Below are 17304 nucleotides of genomic sequence, written 5' to 3'. Positions count from 1 at the left end.
ACTCCGGCGCATGGACAAGGCCTCCGGAAAAACACTCGACGCCGCGCTGGTGTGGTGCCGCCGGGACCTGCGCGCCCACGACCATGCCGCGCTCTACCACGCGCTGCGCGCCGCACGGCGGGTCTGGGTGGCATTCGTGTTCGACACCGAGATCCTGGACCCGCTGCCGCGCACCGACCGCCGCGTCGAGTTCATCCGCGACAGCCTGGTCGACCTGGACGCGCAGCTGCACACCCTGGGCCGCAGCCACGGCACCGAGGGCGTCGGGCTGATCGTGCGCCATGGCCGCGCGCGCGACGAGATCCCGCGACTGGCCGCCGCACTGCACGTGCAGGCGGTCTACGCGAACACCGACTACGAGCCCGCCGCCGTGGCACGCGACGCCCAGGTGCGCGGCGCGCTCGCCCAGACCGGGATCGCCTTCCACCCGGCCAAGGACCAGGTGGTGTTCGACACCGACGAAGTTCTCACAGGCGCCGGCACGCCCTACGGCGTGTTCACGCCCTACAAGAACGCCTGGCTGAAGAAGCTGGAGCCCTTCTACCTGCAGGCCTACCCGGTGGGCCGCCACGCCGGCGCGCTGGCGCCGCGCCCGGCGGATGAGGCCGCGGGCGTGCCCTCGCTGGCCGCCATCGGCTTCGAACCCAGCAACCTGGCGGCGCTGAAGCTCGCGCCCGGTACCGCCGGCGGCCGCGCGCTGCTGGAGGACTTCGGCGACGAGCGCATCGATCGCTACGACCAGACGCGCGACTTCCCCGCCGTCAAGGGCCCCAGCTACCTCAGCGTGCACCTGCGCTTCGGCACCGTGTCGATCCGCGAGCTGGCACGGCTGGCCTGGGACCGCGCGCGCGCCGGCTCGCGCGGCGCCGAGGTCTGGCTGTCGGAGCTGATCTGGCGCGACTTCTACCACCAGGTGCTGCACCACCACCCACAGGTCGTCGAGCGCAGCTTCAAGCCCGAATACGACAAGATCAAGTGGGAGCACGGCAAGCACGCCGACGCGCTGTTCGCCGCCTGGTGCGAGGGCCGCACCGGCTACCCGCTGGTCGACGCGGCCATGCTCCAGATCAACCAGACCGGCTACATGCACAACCGGCTGCGCATGGTGGTGGCGAGCTTCCTGTGCAAGGACCTCGGGCTGGACTGGCGCCGCGGCGAGCGCTACTTCGCCGAGAAGCTGAACGACTACGACCTCGCCGCCAACAACGGCGGCTGGCAATGGGCCAGCTCCAGCGGTTGCGACGCCCAGCCCTACTTCCGCATCTTCAACCCGGTGAGCCAGAGCCAGAAGTTCGACGCCCAGGGCAAGTTCATCCGCCGCTACCTGCCGCAGCTCGCCGCCCTGCCCGACGCCGCGCTCCATGCCCCGTGGGACGCCAAGCCGCTCGACTTGGCCGCCGCCGGCCTGGTGCTCGGCCGCGACTACCCCGAGCCCATCGTGCGCCACGAGCTGGCGCGCGAGCGCACGCTGGCGCGCTATGCGGTGGTGAAGGGGGCGTGCTGAGGCGGAGGCGACGCGGGAACGCCCGCGCGCACGAGGTTCGTCAACGCACGCCGAGGAACACCGTGCCGGCCGAGCGGTCGGCGGATGTCAGGGCCACCACCAGCTGCTGCGCGGTGCCGATGATCGCGATCCCGCTGGCCGTCGCGTTGGCGAGGATGCAGGGTGACGGACCGAAGGTGACCGACACGGCGTAGAGGTTCTTGCCGCTGGGATGCGGCGCCGCGTTCCCGGTGATGCTGCAGCCGCTCAGCGAGGCGGTGACCGCGCCGCCGGCGCCCACCGTCACGCTGCCGCTGCTGCCGTCGAGGGAGTCGCCGTTCCATGTGCCGACGATCGTGCCCAGGCTCGCGGCGGCGTGGTAGTCGAAATCGGAAGCCGCCACCGGCGTCAGCGTCAGGTTGGTGGCCGCCGCCCCGCTCGGGCTGACCGTGCCGGACACGACGCCCGACACCTTCATCGAGCCCGAGAAGCCGGTCGTCCTGACCACGCCGTTCAAGAAGTCGTACTGGCGCAGATCGCTCGCGCTCACCGTCGCGCCGGCGCGGTTCACGGTTCCCTGCGTCAGCGTGTCGACGTAGAGCGTGCCGCCCGACTCGAAGCCGCTGAGGCCCCAGAACGTGCGGTCCTGCAGGATCAGCGCCTCACCGCGAGCGCCGGTGCTGCTGGCCAGCTCGTAGCCCCCTTCCAGCGGCGTTGCATCCGTGGCCGGAGCGTCCTGCGGGTCATCACCACCGCCCCCGCCCCCACAACCGGCCAGCCCCACCGCCAGCGCCAGCGCTGCAATCCGATGTCTCATTTGTCGTCCTCCCCCGGTTTTCGAGTCGGCGCATTCTGTCGGCGCCAGGGGGGTCGGGCGTGACTGTCCCGTCTGTCGTTCAGGGGGGTTGCTGGCCCGCAGGTTTTCGCTTACGGCAGCGAAGCGCTGCCGTGCCGGCGTCAGAACAGCTCGATCTCGCCGACCTTGCCGCCCGCCTCGACGAGCGTGCCACCCTCGACCAGCTGGTCGTGGCACTGCAGCTGGTTGCGGCCGTTCTGCTTGGCGTGGTAGACGGCCAGGTCGGCGCGCGAGAAGGCTGCGCTGGGGGTGTCGTCGGCGCGCAGTTCGGTCATGCCGATGCTGACCGTGACGCTGCCGACCTGCGGGAAGCGGCAGGTCTCCATGCGCGCGCGGAAGCGCTCGAAGGCGAGCGCCGCGTGCACGCGCGAATCGGCGTGCAGCATCACGACGAACTCCTCGCCGCCGAAGCGGTAGAGCCGGTCGCCGTGCCGGAAGGCGCCCCGCAGGATGCGCGCCATCAGCAGCAGCACCTCGTCGCCGATCAGGTGACCGAAGTTGTCGTTCACGCGCTTGAAGTGGTCGACGTCGACCACGCCGATCCAGTAGCGCAGCGACGCGCGGGCGCGCCGTTCGGGCTGCTGCGCGTCGTCGGCCGACGGCGACGGCAACAGCGGCGCCGGGCCGTCGCACTCGAGCAGGCACTTGCCGAACTGTTCATCGAAGGTCTTGCGGTTCAGCAGACCGGTCAGCGTGTCGCGCTCGCTGTAGTCGAGCAGGCCCACCTGGTTGCGGTAAATCTTCAGCACGGCGTCGACGAAGCGCAGCTGTTCGGCGTCGAGCGGCTTCTCTGCGAGCACCTCGACCAGACCGAAGCGTTCGGTCCCGACCCACAGCGGGAACACGTTCAGCAGCACCGGCCGGCCCCGCGGGCCGGGTCGGCTGGTGGGCAGCGCCAGCAGCGGATCGCCGCCGGCCAGCGCGTCGCGGTGCGGCGGCCAGTCGTCCAGCGACGGCAAGGCCTCCAGCGGGGTCCACGGCGGGTCGCCCGCCACCGCCGGCGGGCCGTCGCGGGCGCACGCCTGCAGCAGCAGCCGCGTGTCGCCGGCCTCGCCCACGCAGCGGTACAGGCTCAGGCTCAGCGGTCGCAGCCAGTCGGCCAGCATCGTGACCGCGGCTGCGTCGAGCAGGTCGCGGTCGCGGTAGCCGGTGAGGCTGACGACGGATCCGAGCAGGTCTGTCATGGCGTGTGGATGGGGCTTGATCGGCTATCGGTCCGCCCGCCGCACGCTTGAGAACCCTCGCGCCGGGCGCGCGCAGTATGCACGCCCCGGCGGCGCGGGGCAGCGCGCTCAGATCGACATGCGCTGGCGCACGCCGTCGGCTTCCATGTCGGCGCCGCGGCCGCGCAGCACGATCTCGCCGCGCTCCATCACCAGGTACTGGTCGGCCAGCTCGGCGGCGAAGTCGTAGTACTGCTCCACCAGGATGATCGCCATGTCGCCGCGGTCGGCCAGCTTGCGGATCACGCGGCCGATGTCCTTGATGACGCTGGGCTGGATGCCCTCGGTGGGTTCGTCCAGGATCAGCAGCTTGGGGCCGGCCGCCAGCGCGCGGGCGATCGCCAGCTGCTGCTGCTGGCCGCCCGAGAGATCGCCGCCACGGCGCCCGAGCATCTGCTTGAGCACCGGGAACAGCTCGTAGAGCTCGGCCGGGATCGGCGTGCTGCCGGGCTTGCTGGCCAGGCCCATGCGCAGGTTGTCCTCCACCGTCAGGCGGCCGAAGATCTCGCGGCCCTGCGGCACGTAGCCGATACCGCGGCGCACCCGCTCATAGGGCGTGAGGCGCTGCACCTCGGTGCCGTCGAGCCGGATGCTGCCCGACTTGATGCCCACCAGCCCGACCAGGCTCTTCAGCAGCGTGGTCTTGCCCACGCCGTTGCGGCCCAGCACCACCGTCACCTCGCCGGCCTTCGCCTCGAAATCCAGCCCGCGCAGGATGTGCGAGCCGCCGTAGTACTGGTTGACGCCTTCGACCTTCAGCATGTCAGCGCCCCAAATAGACTTCGACCACCTTGTCGTTCGCCTGCACCTGCGCGAGCGACCCCTCCGCCAGCACACTGCCCTCGTGCAGCACCGTCACCTTCTTGGCCGGGTCGTCGCGGGTGAGCTCGTCGATGAACTTCATGTCGTGCTCCACCACCACCAGCGAGTGCGCGCCCTGCAGCGACACGAAGAGCTGCGCGGTGCGCTCGGTCTCCTCGTCGGTCATGCCGGCCACCGGCTCGTCGAGCAGCAGCAGCTTGGGGTCCTGCATCAGCAGCATGCCGATCTCCAGCCACTGCTTCTGGCCGTGCGACAGCAGCCCGGCCAGGCGCTGCGCCTCGCCCTTCAGGTGGATCAGCGTGAGGATCTCGCCGATGCGGTCGAGCTGCGCGCCCGACAGCCGGGCGAACACCGCCGCGCGCGGCCGGCGGTCGGCCTTCAGCGCGAGCTCGAGGTTCTCGAACACCGTGAGCTGCTCGAACACGCTGGGCTTCTGGAACTTGCGGCCGATGCCGATGCTCGCCACCTGGCTCTCGCGCAGGCGCAGCAGGTCGATGGTGGAGCCGAAGAAGGCGCTGCCGGCGTCGGGCCGCGTCTTGCCGGTGATCACGTCCATCATGGTCGTCTTGCCGGCGCCGTTGGGGCCGATGATGCAGCGCAGCTCGCCGGCGGCGATGTTCAGCGACAGCTTGTTCAGCGCGCGGAAGCCGTCGAAGCTGACGGTGATGTCCTCCAGGTACAGGATGCCGCCGTGCGCGGTGTCCAGCGCGCCCGGCTCGACCACGCGGCTGTAGCTCGCCGCCCGACCGCCCGACTTGCCGGACTCGGGCTTCGCGGCCATGCGCTCGCGGGTGCGGGCGCCGGCCTCCATCAGATCGGGCGTCATGCGCGCTTCTCCTTGCCGCCGCGGCCCAGCAGCCGCTTCACGCCGCCGACGATGCCGTCCGGCAGGAACAGCGTGACGGCGATGAACAGCGCGCCCAGGAAGTACAGCCAGAACTCGGGGAAGACCTGCGTGAACCAGCTCTTCGCGAAGTTGACGAAGAAGGCGCCGACGATCGGGCCGATCAGCGTGGCGCGGCCGCCCACCGCAGCCCAGATCGCGATCTCGATGCTGGCCGCCGGCGACATTTCACCGGGGTTGATGATGCCCACCTGCGGCACGTACAGCGCACCGGCGATGCCGCACATCACCGCCGACAGCGTCCAGATCGCGAGCTTGTAGTTCAGCGGCTCGTAGCCGCAGAACATGACGCGGTTCTCGGCGTCGCGGATGGCCTGCAGCACGCGGCCGAACTTGGTGTGGATGAGCCAGCGCGCCAGCAGGAAGAAGCCGATCAGCGTGAGCCCGGTCAGCACGAACAGCACCATGCGCGTGGACGGCTGCGCGATCGGGATGGAGAGGATGCGCTTGAAGTCGGTGAAGCCGTTGTTGCCGCCGAAGCCGGTCTCGTTGCGGAAGAACAGCAGCATCGCGGCGAAGGTGAGTGCCTGCGTGATGATGGAGAAGTACACGCCCTTGATGCGCGAGCGGAACGCGAAGAAGCCGAACACGAAGGCCAGCAGGCCCGGCACCGCGACGATCAGGAACAGCGTGGCCACGAAGGAGTCGCTGAAGGTCCAGTGCCACGGCAGCGCCTTCCAGTCGAGGAAGACCATGAAGTCGGGCAGGTCCGACTGGTAGTTGCCGTCGCGGCCGATCTGGCGCATGAGGTACATGCCCATCGCGTAGCCGCCGAGCGCGAAGAACAGGCCGTGGCCCAGCGACAGGATGCCGGTGTAGCCCCAGATCAGGTCCATGGCCAGCGCGCAGATCGCGTAGCACATGATCTTGCCGATCAGCGCCACCGCGTAGTCGCTCAGGTGGAAGGCGCTGCCGGCCGGCACCACCAGGTTCAGCACCGGCACCAGCACGGTCACGGTGATCACCGCAGCCAGCAGCGCCGTCCAGGCCTTGCCCTGCAGCAGGCGGCTGCGCGGCGGCGCCACGGTCAGCGACGTCATGACCGCGCTCATGCTTCCCGACCCTTCAAAGCGAACAGCCCCTGCGGCCGCTTCTGGATGAACACCACGATGAACACCAGCACGATGATCTTCGCCAGCACCGCGCCGGCCCAGCCCTCGAGGAACTTGTTGATCACGCCCAGCCCCAGCGCCGCGTACACGGTGCCGGCGAGCTGGCCCACGCCGCCCAGCACCACCACCATGAACGAGTCGACGATATAGCCCTGCCCCAGGTCGGGCCCCACGTTGCCGACCTGGCTGACCGCACAGCCCGCCAGTCCGGCCACGCCGGCCCCCAGCGCGAACGCCAGCGTGTCGACGCGCGCGGTGTTGACGCCCATGCACGAGGCCATGGGGCGGTTCTGCGTCACGCTGCGCACGAACAGCCCCAGCCGCGTCTTCGCGATCAGGAAGGCGATGCCGCCCAGCACGATGGCCGCGAACACCACGATGGCGATGCGGTTCCACGGCAGCACCAGGTTGCTCATGATCTGCACGCCGCCCGACAGCCAGGCCGGGTTCTCCACCGGCACGTTCTGCGCGCCGAACAGCGAGCGCACGCCCTGCATCAGCACCAGGCTGATGCCCCAGGTGGCCAGTAGCGTCTCCAGCGGACGGCCGTAGAGGAAGCGGATGACGCCGCGCTCCAGCACCGCGCCGACCGCCGCCGCCGCCAGGAAGGACAGCGGGATGGCCGCCAGCACGTACCAGTCGAAGTAGTCCGGCAGCCACGCGCGGAAGGCGTTCTGCGTCAGGTAGGTGGCGTAGGCGCCGATCATGATGAGCTCGCCGTGCGCCATGTTGATGACGCCCATCAGCCCGTAGGTGATGGCCAGGCCCAGCGCCGCCAGCAGCAGGATCGAGCCCAGGCTGATGCCGGTGAACACGACGCCGGCACGCTCGCCCCAGGCCAGCATGGAATTGACGCCGTCGAGCGAGGCCTGCAGCGCCGCGCGCACCGCGGGGTCGGCCTCGCCGCCCTCGGCCGCCGGCTTCAGGCGCTCGAGCAGCAGGCTGCGGGTGGCCGGCGTGGTGCTGGACGCCAGCGCCTGCGCGGCCTGCAGGCGCTTGGCCGGGTCGGCCGCGGCGATCAGGCCCTTGGCGCGCAGCGTCTCCAGCTCGGCCTTGAGCGCCGGATCGGCCTCCTTGGCCAGCGCCTGCTCGATGAGCGGCAGCTTGGCCTCGTCCATCGCCTCGCGCAGCGAGCCGATGGCGGCGCGGCGCTGCGGCAGGTCGCCGGTGATCAGCTGCAGCGCGGCCAGCGCCGCCTGCAGTTCGCCGCGCATGCGGTTGTTGTTGACCGCGTCTTCCGCGGTCTCGGGCGGGGTGGCCGGTTGGCCGGTGGCGGCGTCGACGGCCGAGCCGTCGGCCGCGACGATGTAGGCACGCTGGTCGTCGACCCTCACCTCGCCGTCGAGCAGCGCCTGCACCAGCACCGGCACGCGCGGGTCGAGCGCGGCGATGGCCTGCTGCAGGGCGGCGACGCGGGCGTCGGTGTCGCCGGCCGAGATGGCGAGCGCCTGCGCGGGCGTCATGGCACGCGCGGGCGCCGCCGCCAGCCCCAGCAGCCCGGCGGCGCACAGGCTCAGCAGGAAAGCACGCAAGGCATTCAATTCGTCGTCACCGTGGAGAGTGGGAAGCCATGAGAAGAAAAAGAAGGCTGCGCGCCGGCGGGACCGGCGGCGACCGGGTGGACAGTCCGATCGCCGCCGGCCCGGCCGGCGCGCGCCAACATCGAGGCCGGCTATCCGTTGCTTACTTCTTCTCCGGCACGTTCTTCTTGCCCTTGTTCTCGGCGATGTAGTCGCTCCACGGATCGGCGACCACCGGGCCCGGCGTCTTCCAGACCACGTTGAACTGGCCGTCGGCCTTGACCTCGCCGATGAACACCGGCTTGTGCAGGTGGTGGTTCTCCTTGTCCATGGTGCTGGTGAAGCCGCCCGGCGCCTTGAAGGTCTGGCCCGCCATCGCGGCGATGACCTTGTCGGTGTCGGTGGACTTGGCCTTCTCGACCGCCTGCGCCCACATGTGGATGCCGATGTAGGTGGCTTCCATCGGGTCGTTGGTCAGCGGCTTGTCCTTGTGGCCCGGGATGCCCTTGGCCTTGGCGTAGTCGCTCCACTGCTTGATGAAGGCGGCGTTGGTCGGGTTCTTGATCGACATGAAGTAGTTCCACGCCGCCAGGTGGCCCACCAGCGGCTTGGTGTCGACGCCGCGGAGTTCTTCCTCACCCACCGAGAATGCCACCACCGGCACGTCGGTCGCCTTCAGGCCCTGGTTGCCCAGTTCCTTGTAGAAGGGCACGTTGGAGTCGCCGTTGATGGTGGACACCACCGCGGTCTTCTTGCCTTCCGACGAGAACTTCTTGATCTTGGCGATGATGGTCTGGTAGTCGGAGTGGCCGAAGGGGGTGTACTCCTCCATGATGTCGGCCTCGGCGACGCCCTTGCTCTTGAGGAAGGCGCGCAGGATCTTGTTGGTGGTGCGCGGGTACACGTAGTCGGTGCCCAGCAGCACGAAGCGCTTGGCCGAGCCGCCGTCCTTGCTCATCAGGTATTCCACCGCGGGGATGGCCTGCTGGTTGGGCGCGGCACCGGTGTAGAACACGTTCTTGGACAGTTCCTCCCCCTCGTACTGCACCGGGTAGAACAGCAGCGAGTTGGTTTCCTCGAACACCGGCAGCACCGACTTGCGGCTCACCGACGTCCAGCAGCCGAACACCACGGCCACCTTGTCCTGGCTGATCAGCTGCTTGGCCTTCTCGGCGAACAGCGGCCAGTTGGAGGCCGGGTCCACCACCACCGGCTCGAGCTTCTTGCCCATGACGCCGCCCTTGGCGTTGATCTCGTCGATGGTCATGAGCACCGTGTCCTTGAGCACGGTTTCCGAGATGGCCATGGTGCCCGACAGCGAGTGCAGCACGCCGACCTTGATGGTGTCGGCCGCGAAGGCGCTGGGCACGAAGGCGCCGGCAGCGGCCAGCGCCACGGCGGAGAGCGAGGCCGCGAAGGCGCGGCGGGTGGTGTGGGACATGGGGTGTTTCCTCCTCGGGGGATCGGTTGGGTTCACGGACCGCTGCAGGTTAGGCAGAACCCCGGGGCGGCGGAATACGCAAGGTGGCGTAGAGACACCGGCCGCGGCGGCGGACCGGAGCTGCCGGTTCAGAGCGCGTCGAGCGGGCTCAGCACAGAACGAGGAACTTCGGCGCGACGAGCCGCACGGTGTGACCGTGGGCTGCGAACAGTCAGGCGCAGTGGTGGCCGCCCGAGCCGGCCTCCATCGCCACCGTGCACGGCGGCAGGGAGGCGATCAGCTCATGCAGCTTGGCGGGTGGCACGCTGGGCCGCACCAGCGCCGGCCTGCCGTGTTCATCCACTCCATGAACTGCGAACACGTTCTTGGCGAGATCGATACCGATGTGGACAATGGCCATGGGCCTCCCCTTCCGAGTGAATTGATGAGACTTCGCACTTCCCATCGTGGCATTTCGTTGCCGGTCGCCGCATCGCGGCTAGTTCGGGACGGGGAAGTCCCTTTCATTCGTTGGGCGGCTTAGTTCTCCATGAGCGCTGCAATCCTTTTTCTACACGCACTTTCTGCAGCCAGCATCGCAGAGGTAATTCACGAGATCCCAGACCCAACAGCAAGCCCCATCAAGGGAGCCATGCTCGAAAAGTCGCTAGCCGGCATTCATGCAATCGCACTCGTCGCAGCGCTAGACGAAGCGCTCCAAGAGCACATCGACATCAACTCGGTTCAATGGCCCAAGAAGCTAAAGCCTAGCTTGGCAAACCGCATTGCGGTTGTTGGCGAACTGGTCCCGACGCTTGATCAAGCGCGCCTGAATGGCGCCAGAGAAGTAAGAAATCGAGTTGCTCATCCAGCGGGGAATACCAGCGGCCCAAAGCTAGGTTGGAAGGATGTGAAAGAGATTGCAGAAGCAATCTCTTCGGCGCTTCTTACATTGGGTCAACTTGCTCGGCCGCCAAAAGTCGAAGCCTTTTTTGCAAGAACGCCAACCTTATACCTTGATGAGCTGGGCCCTCGGGGTGAGCGCGTTAGCTATGCCTATTCCGTTGGAGCAAAGCTCAACGGTGAAACTTTTATTCAGCATCAGTATGAAGTCTCATACCTTCCGCCGGCTGCCTAACCCGCTCGAGCGGACCACCACGGCAAGGCACTAAGGCCGCGAGTCGCTCTGGCTTAGCATGCTTCCTCGCGGCCCAAGCGCCTCGCTGGCGGCGGCCGCTCAGCTCAGCTCAGCTCAGCTCAAACGCTAGACACCTGATCCTCATCGTGCGCAAAGCCAAACCTGTGCAGTCCATCCGAATGCGTATCCTCGTTGTGGATCCGCCGTCTGGCGTTCAGTTCGCCGTGCAACGCGGTCGGTCGGAATTGCTTGAACCGTTGCCTGAGCAACATGCGGACATCCAGTTCGAGCTCTCGCTTCGCCTGGGTTCGCCGCTGCTGGACGAATCCGTCAACTTCTTGGGTGAGTTTGCGCAGGGCCCGTCATCAGACCGCTTCATCTACATCAACTCCGGCACCCTTGCGGGCCAGGCAAACTCAGGCTGGACGCGTCGCGCAAAGTTGAAGCTGGCTTCCATTCCCCGACAAATCGTCGAAGCGGCACTCTCTACCCCTGAGGGCGTCATCGAGGCACGCGTTGTTGGCACGATGGCCGATGGCGGCCCAGTTTGCGCATCGGTTCAACCCCATGCAGTCGTTTGGAGTTTCGCGCCAGATGTCGTCTGAGCCTTCACAGGGACTTCCCCGCGAGTCGAGCCGCTGATGACATGTCGAATCTTCTCGGTTGAAGTACGACGAGGTTCGAAGCATTGCCGAGGCAGACGACCGACGTTATAGCCGTTCGCTCGGGCGAACGAGCCCCGACGCGGCACCTGGCCCGAGCCCACGTAAGGGGTAGTACATTTCCTCCGTTTTCTGCCCGACGCCCCGCCTTCGCGGACCGTCTGGATCGAACCTGAGGCGCCACCATCCCCATGCATCGGCACCATCGCGGCCACTTCGTCGCCTTCGGTCTGCTTCCCGTCCTGAATGCGGTGGCGCTGCTCATCCAGGGGCTGAACCTGTCCACTCATGGCACGGGCAACACCGGGCGTTCGCTGGTGGTGATCCTCGTCGCGGCAGCGGTGTCCTTGCTCTGCGCCGCCGTCTCGGCCGTCAAGCGAGGAAGGGATCTGGGATACCCGGCCTTGACGACCTCCCTGGCGATCCTGGCGTCATTGATGCTGGGGCCGGTGTTCCTGGTTCTGCTGGTCTACCTTGCCTTTGCAAAGAAAGCCGCTGATCCCGCCCCGTCCGCGGCCGGCGCGCCGATGGCGAGCCTGGGCATCCAATGGCTCTGGGCCCCCGTATTGCTTGTGGCGCCCTGGATGGCCCTCGTGGTGGCCTCCGCACTCCGCTGAGTCGCGCAGACATCGTCGCAAGTTTTCTTCATCGAGGAGATTCACATGCCCGTCGATCCCAAGACCTACCTGCTCGTCCACGTGCTGCTCAGCCTGGCCGGCATCTTCTCCGGCCTGGTCGTCGTGGGGGGCTTGATCGCCGGTGTCCGCTTCGCCCGCTGGGTGGGCCTGTTCCTGGCGACGACCTTGTTGACGAGCCTCACCGGGTTCGGCTTTCCCTTCGTCGCCCTGCTGCCGTCTCACATCGTGGGGGCGTTGTCGCTGGTCGTCCTGCTGGGCGCCTTGGCCGCGGTGTACTGGAAGCATCTCGAGGGGGGGTGGCGCCGAACCTTCGTGGTGCTCAGCGTCGTGGCGCTCTACCTGAACGTCTTCGTTCTCCTGGCCCAGCTGCTGCAGAAGACGCCGGCACTGGCCATCCTCGCGCCCACGCCTGCCGCCCCCGCATTTGCAGCCACCCAAGGGCTTGTTCTCGTGCTTTTCGCGGTGCTCGGCTGGGCAGCGGTCAAGGGCTACGGGCCCGGCGCGGGCAGCCGCTGAACCCGCGCGTCGGGCCCCCCGCCATGCCGCTCACCCCCCATGTCCGGATGCTCACGCGTTACAGCGCCTGGGCGAATGCCCGCCTCTTCAGGGCCTTGGGCGGCTTCGCCGCCGCCGGCAACACGCCGGGCGCAGCCTCGTCGCTGGAGCGCATGCTCGGCACGCTCAACCACGCGCACCACATCGACCTGATCTGGAAGGCCCACCTCCAGCACACGCCGCACGGCTTTGGTTCCCGCACGCCCGAGGTGCTGCTCCCGCTCGATGCGCTGCAGGCGGCGCAAGCGGCCGTGGACGACTGGTACGTCGGGTACGCCGACGGGCTCTCGGACGAAGCGCACGAGGAGGTGGTCTCGTTCGCGTTCGTCGACGGCGGCGCCGGGTCGATGACGCGGGGCGAGATGCTCCTCCACATCGTCAATCACAAGACCTACCACCGCGGCTACGTCGCGGAGATGCTCTACCGGGCAGAATCCCGCCCGCCGGTCATGGATCTTCCGGTCTTTCTGAGAGACGCTCCGCCCGGCGTTCGAGCCGGGCACCGATGAACAGCGAGGCCACCTCATGTCCGACCACACCGTCCGCCTTCACCGCGTTTTCCGCACCCCGCCCGAGAAGGTCTACCGCGCCTTCCTCGACGGCGATGCCCTGAGCAAGTGGCTGCCTCCGTACGGCTTCACATGCAAGGTCCACCACCTGGAGGCGCGCGCCGGCGGCAGCTTCCGCATGTCGTTCAGCAACTTCACGTCGGGCAACAGCCACGCGTTCGGCGGTGAGTACCTGGAGCTGGTGCCGAACGAGCGGATCCGCTACACCGACACGTTCGACGACCCCAACCTGCCCGGTGTCATGGAGGTGACCGTGTCGCTGAAGCCGGTGCTCTGCGGCACCGACGTGAGCATCACGCAGGCGGGCATCCCCGAGGTCATTCCGCTCGAGATGTGCTACCTGGGCTGGCAGGAGTCGCTCGCCCAGCTGGCCCATCTGGTGGAGCCGCAGATCCCCGACTGACGCAGCGCTCCGCGGCCCCAGGCTCAATGCTTGTGGTCGCCGTGCCCGTCCTGCTTCGCGGGCTGGGTCCCGAGCGCCCTCACTTCCGCCTTGACCTCCACGGTGTCGCGCTTGCCGGTCTTGTCCTCGAACACCAGCGTGAGCGGCACGCTGTCACCGGCCTTCATCTGCTGCTTGAGGTTCATCAGCATGACGTGATAGCTGCCGGGCTTCAGGTCGACGGCCTTGCCTGCCGGCAGGGCCAGACCCGGGATCTCGCGCATCTTCATCACGCCGTCCTGGATGGTCATCTCGTGCAGTTCGACCAGCGCCGCGACGGTCGAGTGGACCGACACCAACCGGCTGTCCTGCGCCGCGGTGAGCTGCATGAAGGCACCCGTGGCCTTCTGCTGCGGCACCGTCGCGCGAACCCAGGCGTCCTGGATGGCGACCTGGGCCGACGCGGCGGTGGCCAGGGCACCGCACAACAGCGCGGCGGCGATGGAGGGTTTGACATGCATGGCAGATCCTTTCGATCGGTTGGATTGTTGAAGTGCGTTATTGCGCGCCGCGTGCGGTCGGGCCGACCACGGGCAGGTGAACGAAGGCGAGGCCGGCACACGACGCTCACGCGCCGTGTTGCCGGTGTTCGACGTTCAGGTCTTCAGTGGGGGAGCGCGGGACTGGGCGATGGCCCAGGCGAACAGGGTCCGCGGCGCCGCCAGGAACAGCGCGGGAACGCGGTGCTCCCGCGCGTCGAGGATCAGGTCGGCCAGGGCGGCGGGCGGCAGTCCCGGCACGGCCGTGTGCGTGGAGCAGTAGGGGCAATGCTCGAGCGCATGAGCGCGCGACCCGTCCGGGTCCGACGGGTCCGCGGCATCCGGACTCAGCGCGTCGCCGGTATCGACACGAACCAGCTTCGAGCCGGTGACGCTGCAGACCTCGACCCAGCCCTCGGGAACGTCGGCGGCGAACGCATGCGACAGCGTCGGCGCGAGTCCGCCCAGCAGGATCGCGCAGCACGCGATCCACAGCGTGAGGGCTCGAAGCCGGCGGCCGATGGTCATCGGGGGATTGTAGGCACGGAGGGCGCGCCGCCCGATACTGCGCGTCATGATGCAAGTCATGCCGACGTGAACGATCGATGCGCGCCTACCTCGCCAACCGCTGGTTCCGCATCGGCTTCTGGCTGGCCGTGCTGGGCTGGAGCCCGCTGCTCGCCATCGTGCTGCTCGCGGCAGTGGGCCTGTGGCCCGACCCGAACCCCAACCCCATCGGGCCCGGGCTGTTGTTCTTCTTCAGCTTCTGGCCGGCGGTCGCCCTGATGGGACTCGGCGCCTTCCAGGTCCGGCGCGGGCGCTGAGGGCGGGCGACGGGTCCACGGTGTCTCCGGTACCGTTCTGCCTTCGGTGACGGCATCATCCGCACCATGCTGCGCCCCACCCTGCTGATCACCTACCTGTTCGGCGCCGCGCTGGCCGCGCTGGGCCTCGTCGTGCTGTTCGGCGGCGGGGTCGCGCTGCCCACGCGGGAGCCGCCGCGGCAGTTTCTTTTCAGCGGCGTGTCGCTGTGGCTGCTGGGCCTGTCGCCGCTGATCGCGGGGCTGGTGTGCATGGGCCTCGCCCGCGGCCGCTTGGCGCGCGAGTCGCCCACCACACGCTGGGCGCTGGGTGCGAGCATGGCCGCGCTGGGGCTCGCGTTCCTGCTGGCGCCCAAGGCCTGAGCGCCGGCCGCCCACCCTTCCACCGATGCCACGCCCACCTGCCATGAGCCGCGACACCCCGCCTGCCTGTCCCGATGCCGACACCGGCGCCCGCGACGACACCGGCGCCACCGCCGTCATCAGCCATCGCGTGCGCCACGACCGCCAGGCCGACTACGAGCGCTGGATGGCCGAGATCGCCCCGCTGAGCCGGGCCGCGCCGGGTCACCTGGACTGGCACGTCATCCGCCCCATCCCCGGACTCACCGAAACGTTCACGGTGATCATCCGTTTCGACACCTGCGAACACCTGAAGGCCTGGATGGCCTCGGCCGACCGCAGGCGCCTGATCGAGGCGGTGTCCCCGCTGCTGGAGAGCGGCGACGACTTCTTCATCCGCAGCGGGCTGGACTTCTGGTTCACGCCGGCCGGCGCGAAGGCCCAGTTGCCGGTGCGCTGGAAGCAGGCGCTGGTCACGTGGTCGGCGATCTACCCGCTGGTGCTGGGGGTGCCGCTGCTCGTCGCGCCGGTACTGAACGCACTGGGCCTGGCGGGCCACCCGCCGCTGACGATGCTGGCGGTGACCGGCATCGTGGTCAGCCTGATGGTCTGGGTGGTGATGCCGCGCTACACCCGGCTGCTGCGGCGCTGGCTGTTCGCCTGAGGACGGGGCGGCCGGATGCCCGCGCGCCGCCTGCCGCTGCGCGGCGCCCTGCTCGCCTGGCTGGCGATCCTGGCGCTGGCCTTCTTGAACGGCGGGCTGCGCGAACTGATGCTCGTGCCCCGCCTCGGCCTGCCGGCCGCGCTGGTGCTGAGCGGGCTGCTGCTGTGTGCGTGCATCCTGGCGGTGGCGCTCGCCTGCATCCCGCGCCTGGGCCCGCTGGACCGCACGCAGTGGCTCGGCATGGGCCTGCTCTGGCTGCTGCTCACGCTGGTCTTCGAGTTCGGCTTCGGCCGCGTGGTGCAGGGCAGGTCCTGGCCCGAGCTGTTCGCCGCGTACCGCTTCCGCGACGGCAACCTCTGGCCGGCCGTGCTGGTCTTCACGCTGTTCGCACCGCTGCTGGCCGCGCGTCTGCGCGGTGGCGGCAGGCCGGCCCGCTGAGGGCCAGCCGGCGGCCGGCACTTGCCCCGGACAGCGGCCATGTTCTACAACGCCACCCTCCGATGAAGCCGATCCGACCGTCCGCTGCGCTGTGGCAGCGCTCCGCGCCAGGGTTCCGCGTGCCGACGCGGGGGCGGGCGATGGTGCGGTGGCAACTGCTGCTGTTGTCGATGTTCCTGCCGCTGTGCCCGCTGCCGTCGGCGGCACAGGACGCCCCGCTGCACCGCGCCCTGCTGGGCCTGTGGTGCAACTCCGAGGACGGCGGGCGCAGTTGCTGGGCGTGGGACGAGTTCCATGCCGATGGCCGCTTCGAGGCCTGCGGTCGCACCGAGGACGACCCGCGCCCCTTCCACGGCGCCGGCCGGGTCGACATCAGCGGCGCCCGCATGTGCTACACCGTCACCGCCGCGAGCGAGAACTTCTGGCTGCGCCCGGGCCAGCGCTACTGCACCGACATCGTTGCGATCGATGCGCTCACCCACCGCTACCGCGACCTCGACACGCAGGCCGAATTCACGCTCTACCGCCGCGCGCCCGGCGACAAGCATTGCCCCGGCTGACGACGAACAAGACCCCGCCCAGGAGACCGACGCTTGATCACGCTGCAATTCCTCGTCACCTCGCTCATCGTCGTGCTGATCCCCGGCACCGGGGTCGTGTTCACCGTGTCCACCGGGCTCGCGCAGGGCCGGCGCGCCAGCGTCTACGCGTCGCTGGGCTGCACCGCGGGCATCGTGCCGCACCTGCTGGCCTCGATGCTGGGGCTGTCGGCGGTGATGCACACCAGCGCGCTCGCCTTCCAGGCGCTCAAGTTCGCCGGGGTCGCCTACCTGTTCTACCTGGCCTGGGCCACCTGGCGCGACCGCGGGGCGTTCGCCGTTGACCGGGACGCCGCTGCACCGCTGCCGATGCGCAGCCTGGTCACGCGGGCCGCCCTGCTGAACACGCTGAACCCCAAGCTCACGATCTTCTTCCTGGCCTTCCTGCCGCAGTTCGTGGCAGTGGACGCCGCTTCGCCGCTGGCGCAGATGCTGGTGCTCAGCGGCGTGTTCATGGCGATGACCTTCGCGGTGTTCGTCGTCTACGGGCTGCTGGCCGACGCCTTCCGCGGCGTGGTGCTCGAGTCACCGCGGGTGCAGGACTGGCTGCGCCGCGGCTTCGCCGGCTGCTTCGCCGGGCTGGGCGCGAACCTCGCGGTGTCGGAGTCGCGCTGAGC

Annotated in this window: 22 protein-coding genes and 1 pseudogene; 13 read left to right on the top strand and 10 right to left on the bottom strand. The window is 68.8% G+C overall.

Annotated elements, in window-relative coordinates; translation table 11 throughout:
* Window positions 1–10: 10 nt before the first annotated feature.
* On the top strand, window positions 11–1504 hold the full coding sequence (locus tag C1M51_RS12715) for a deoxyribodipyrimidine photo-lyase (RefSeq protein ID WP_129450268.1): 1494 nt from the start codon (window positions 11–13) through the stop codon (window positions 1502–1504).
* A gap of 40 nt (window positions 1505–1544) precedes the next feature.
* On the opposite strand, the gene C1M51_RS12710 is transcribed toward C1M51_RS12715, so the two are convergent.
* The 8 genes and pseudogenes from C1M51_RS12710 to C1M51_RS12675 all read right to left on the bottom strand — a co-directional run.
* The gene (locus C1M51_RS12710) at window positions 1545–2300 is read right to left on the bottom strand and encodes a hypothetical protein (RefSeq protein WP_129450266.1); all 756 of its coding nucleotides are present in this window, start codon (window positions 2298–2300) and stop codon (window positions 1545–1547) included.
* 140 nt (window positions 2301–2440) lie between these two features.
* A complete protein-coding gene (locus C1M51_RS12705; RefSeq protein WP_129450264.1) occupies window positions 2441–3523 on the bottom strand; it encodes a GGDEF domain-containing protein in 1083 nt (360 codons plus the stop codon).
* Between the two features lie 108 nt (window positions 3524–3631).
* Window positions 3632–4324 carry an urea ABC transporter ATP-binding subunit UrtE gene (urtE, locus tag C1M51_RS12700; RefSeq protein ID WP_129450262.1) on the bottom strand — a complete coding sequence of 231 codons (693 nt, stop codon included), beginning with the start codon at window positions 4322–4324 and terminating at the stop codon, window positions 3632–3634.
* Between the two features lies 1 nt (window position 4325).
* Window positions 4326–5210 (bottom strand): urea ABC transporter ATP-binding protein UrtD, encoded by an 885-nt coding sequence (urtD, locus tag C1M51_RS12695; protein ID WP_129450260.1) that lies wholly within the window; start codon window positions 5208–5210, stop codon window positions 4326–4328.
* The gene (gene urtC / locus C1M51_RS12690) at window positions 5207–6328 is read right to left on the bottom strand and encodes an urea ABC transporter permease subunit UrtC (protein WP_165349685.1); all 1122 of its coding nucleotides are present in this window, start codon (window positions 6326–6328) and stop codon (window positions 5207–5209) included. The genes urtD and urtC overlap by 4 nt, the downstream gene beginning before the upstream one ends.
* Before the next feature lie 8 nt (window positions 6329–6336).
* The gene (gene urtB / locus C1M51_RS12685) at window positions 6337–7932 is read right to left on the bottom strand and encodes an urea ABC transporter permease subunit UrtB (protein WP_129450257.1); all 1596 of its coding nucleotides are present in this window, start codon (window positions 7930–7932) and stop codon (window positions 6337–6339) included.
* A gap of 151 nt (window positions 7933–8083) precedes the next feature.
* The gene (urtA, locus tag C1M51_RS12680) at window positions 8084–9361 is read right to left on the bottom strand and encodes an urea ABC transporter substrate-binding protein (RefSeq protein WP_011828297.1); all 1278 of its coding nucleotides are present in this window, start codon (window positions 9359–9361) and stop codon (window positions 8084–8086) included.
* A gap of 214 nt (window positions 9362–9575) precedes the next feature.
* Window positions 9576–9761, bottom strand: a pseudogene (locus C1M51_RS12675) (IS110 family transposase); the annotation flags it as partial.
* Window positions 9762–9890: 129 nt separating this feature from the next.
* Between C1M51_RS12675 and C1M51_RS12670 the strand changes: the two are divergent.
* The 6 genes from C1M51_RS12670 (at window position 9891) to C1M51_RS12645 (ending at window position 13305) form a co-directional block, all read left to right on the top strand.
* Complete coding sequence (locus tag C1M51_RS12670; RefSeq protein ID WP_129450255.1) at window positions 9891–10478, top strand: hypothetical protein; 588 nt, start codon at window positions 9891–9893, stop codon at window positions 10476–10478.
* Between the two features lie 146 nt (window positions 10479–10624).
* Complete coding sequence (locus C1M51_RS12665; RefSeq protein ID WP_242499679.1) at window positions 10625–11083, top strand: DUF5990 family protein; 459 nt, start codon at window positions 10625–10627, stop codon at window positions 11081–11083.
* 248 nt (window positions 11084–11331) lie between these two features.
* Window positions 11332–11757 carry a hypothetical protein gene (locus C1M51_RS12660; RefSeq protein WP_129450253.1) on the top strand — a complete coding sequence of 142 codons (426 nt, stop codon included), beginning with the start codon at window positions 11332–11334 and terminating at the stop codon, window positions 11755–11757.
* Between the two features lie 45 nt (window positions 11758–11802).
* A complete protein-coding gene (locus C1M51_RS12655; RefSeq protein WP_129450252.1) occupies window positions 11803–12294 on the top strand; it encodes a hypothetical protein in 492 nt (163 codons plus the stop codon).
* A 23-nt stretch (window positions 12295–12317) separates the two neighbouring features.
* A complete protein-coding gene (locus tag C1M51_RS12650) occupies window positions 12318–12842 on the top strand; it encodes a DinB family protein (RefSeq protein WP_129450250.1) in 525 nt (174 codons plus the stop codon).
* Between the two features lie 16 nt (window positions 12843–12858).
* The gene (locus C1M51_RS12645) at window positions 12859–13305 is read left to right on the top strand and encodes an SRPBCC family protein (RefSeq protein WP_129450248.1); all 447 of its coding nucleotides are present in this window, start codon (window positions 12859–12861) and stop codon (window positions 13303–13305) included.
* 23 nt (window positions 13306–13328) lie between these two features.
* On the opposite strand, the gene C1M51_RS12640 is transcribed toward C1M51_RS12645, so the two are convergent.
* Together C1M51_RS12640 and C1M51_RS12635 are read right to left on the bottom strand one after the other, a co-directional pair.
* Window positions 13329–13805, bottom strand: a complete 477-nt coding sequence (locus C1M51_RS12640) for a copper chaperone PCu(A)C (RefSeq protein ID WP_129450247.1) — start codon at window positions 13803–13805, stop codon at window positions 13329–13331.
* Between the two features lie 135 nt (window positions 13806–13940).
* On the bottom strand, window positions 13941–14351 hold the full coding sequence (locus C1M51_RS12635; RefSeq protein WP_129450245.1) for a DUF2946 domain-containing protein: 411 nt from the start codon (window positions 14349–14351) through the stop codon (window positions 13941–13943).
* A 77-nt stretch (window positions 14352–14428) separates the two neighbouring features.
* On the opposite strand from C1M51_RS12635, the gene C1M51_RS12630 reads away from it, so the two are divergent.
* The 6 genes from C1M51_RS12630 to C1M51_RS12605 all read left to right on the top strand — a co-directional run bounded on the left by C1M51_RS12630 (window position 14429) and on the right by C1M51_RS12605 (window position 17302).
* Window positions 14429–14647 (top strand): hypothetical protein, encoded by a 219-nt coding sequence (locus C1M51_RS12630; RefSeq protein WP_129450244.1) that lies wholly within the window; start codon window positions 14429–14431, stop codon window positions 14645–14647.
* 66 nt (window positions 14648–14713) lie between these two features.
* Complete coding sequence (locus tag C1M51_RS12625) at window positions 14714–15007, top strand: hypothetical protein (protein ID WP_129450242.1); 294 nt, start codon at window positions 14714–14716, stop codon at window positions 15005–15007.
* A 43-nt stretch (window positions 15008–15050) separates the two neighbouring features.
* Window positions 15051–15650: an antibiotic biosynthesis monooxygenase gene (locus tag C1M51_RS12620; RefSeq protein WP_165349684.1), complete on the top strand. Its 600-nt coding sequence runs from the start codon at window positions 15051–15053 to the stop codon at window positions 15648–15650.
* 15 nt (window positions 15651–15665) lie between these two features.
* Window positions 15666–16088 (top strand): hypothetical protein, encoded by a 423-nt coding sequence (locus tag C1M51_RS12615; RefSeq protein WP_129450238.1) that lies wholly within the window; start codon window positions 15666–15668, stop codon window positions 16086–16088.
* A gap of 62 nt (window positions 16089–16150) precedes the next feature.
* A complete protein-coding gene (locus tag C1M51_RS12610; protein WP_129450236.1) occupies window positions 16151–16648 on the top strand; it encodes a hypothetical protein in 498 nt (165 codons plus the stop codon).
* Window positions 16649–16681: 33 nt separating this feature from the next.
* Window positions 16682–17302 (top strand): LysE family translocator, encoded by a 621-nt coding sequence (locus C1M51_RS12605; protein WP_129450234.1) that lies wholly within the window; start codon window positions 16682–16684, stop codon window positions 17300–17302.
* Window positions 17303–17304: the final 2 nt, after the last annotated feature.

Origin of the sequence: Methylibium sp. Pch-M (genome assembly GCF_004136295.1) — a bacterium.
GTDB lineage: Bacteria > Pseudomonadota > Gammaproteobacteria > Burkholderiales > Burkholderiaceae_C > Methylibium > Methylibium petroleiphilum.
The sequence above is the reverse complement of the archived record's forward strand: the minus strand, read 5'-3'. Positions and strand labels throughout refer to the sequence as shown.

What these genes read in the sequence shown, in the direction of transcription:
- C1M51_RS12715 (WP_129450268.1), top strand. Translation starts at nt 11, where the DNA reads ATGGACAAGGCCTCCGGAAAAACACTCGACGCCGCGCTGGTGTGGTGC.
- C1M51_RS12710 (WP_129450266.1), bottom strand. Translation starts at nt 2,300, where the DNA reads ATGAGACATCGGATTGCAGCGCTGGCGCTGGCGGTGGGGCTGGCCGGT.
- C1M51_RS12705 (WP_129450264.1), bottom strand. Translation starts at nt 3,523, where the DNA reads ATGACAGACCTGCTCGGATCCGTCGTCAGCCTCACCGGCTACCGCGAC.
- urtE (WP_129450262.1), bottom strand. Translation starts at nt 4,324, where the DNA reads ATGCTGAAGGTCGAAGGCGTCAACCAGTACTACGGCGGCTCGCACATC.
- urtD (WP_129450260.1), bottom strand. Translation starts at nt 5,210, where the DNA reads ATGACGCCCGATCTGATGGAGGCCGGCGCCCGCACCCGCGAGCGCATG.
- urtC (WP_165349685.1), bottom strand. Translation starts at nt 6,328, where the DNA reads ATGACGTCGCTGACCGTGGCGCCGCCGCGCAGCCGCCTGCTGCAGGGC.
- urtA (WP_011828297.1), bottom strand. Translation starts at nt 9,361, where the DNA reads ATGTCCCACACCACCCGCCGCGCCTTCGCGGCCTCGCTCTCCGCCGTG.
- C1M51_RS12670 (WP_129450255.1), top strand. Translation starts at nt 9,891, where the DNA reads ATGAGCGCTGCAATCCTTTTTCTACACGCACTTTCTGCAGCCAGCATC.
- C1M51_RS12660 (WP_129450253.1), top strand. Translation starts at nt 11,332, where the DNA reads ATGCATCGGCACCATCGCGGCCACTTCGTCGCCTTCGGTCTGCTTCCC.
- C1M51_RS12655 (WP_129450252.1), top strand. Translation starts at nt 11,803, where the DNA reads ATGCCCGTCGATCCCAAGACCTACCTGCTCGTCCACGTGCTGCTCAGC.
- C1M51_RS12650 (WP_129450250.1), top strand. Translation starts at nt 12,318, where the DNA reads ATGCCGCTCACCCCCCATGTCCGGATGCTCACGCGTTACAGCGCCTGG.
- C1M51_RS12645 (WP_129450248.1), top strand. Translation starts at nt 12,859, where the DNA reads ATGTCCGACCACACCGTCCGCCTTCACCGCGTTTTCCGCACCCCGCCC.
- C1M51_RS12640 (WP_129450247.1), bottom strand. Translation starts at nt 13,805, where the DNA reads ATGCATGTCAAACCCTCCATCGCCGCCGCGCTGTTGTGCGGTGCCCTG.
- C1M51_RS12635 (WP_129450245.1), bottom strand. Translation starts at nt 14,351, where the DNA reads ATGACCATCGGCCGCCGGCTTCGAGCCCTCACGCTGTGGATCGCGTGC.
- C1M51_RS12630 (WP_129450244.1), top strand. Translation starts at nt 14,429, where the DNA reads ATGCGCGCCTACCTCGCCAACCGCTGGTTCCGCATCGGCTTCTGGCTG.
- C1M51_RS12625 (WP_129450242.1), top strand. Translation starts at nt 14,714, where the DNA reads ATGCTGCGCCCCACCCTGCTGATCACCTACCTGTTCGGCGCCGCGCTG.
- C1M51_RS12620 (WP_165349684.1), top strand. Translation starts at nt 15,051, where the DNA reads ATGAGCCGCGACACCCCGCCTGCCTGTCCCGATGCCGACACCGGCGCC.
- C1M51_RS12615 (WP_129450238.1), top strand. Translation starts at nt 15,666, where the DNA reads ATGCCCGCGCGCCGCCTGCCGCTGCGCGGCGCCCTGCTCGCCTGGCTG.
- C1M51_RS12610 (WP_129450236.1), top strand. Translation starts at nt 16,151, where the DNA reads ATGAAGCCGATCCGACCGTCCGCTGCGCTGTGGCAGCGCTCCGCGCCA.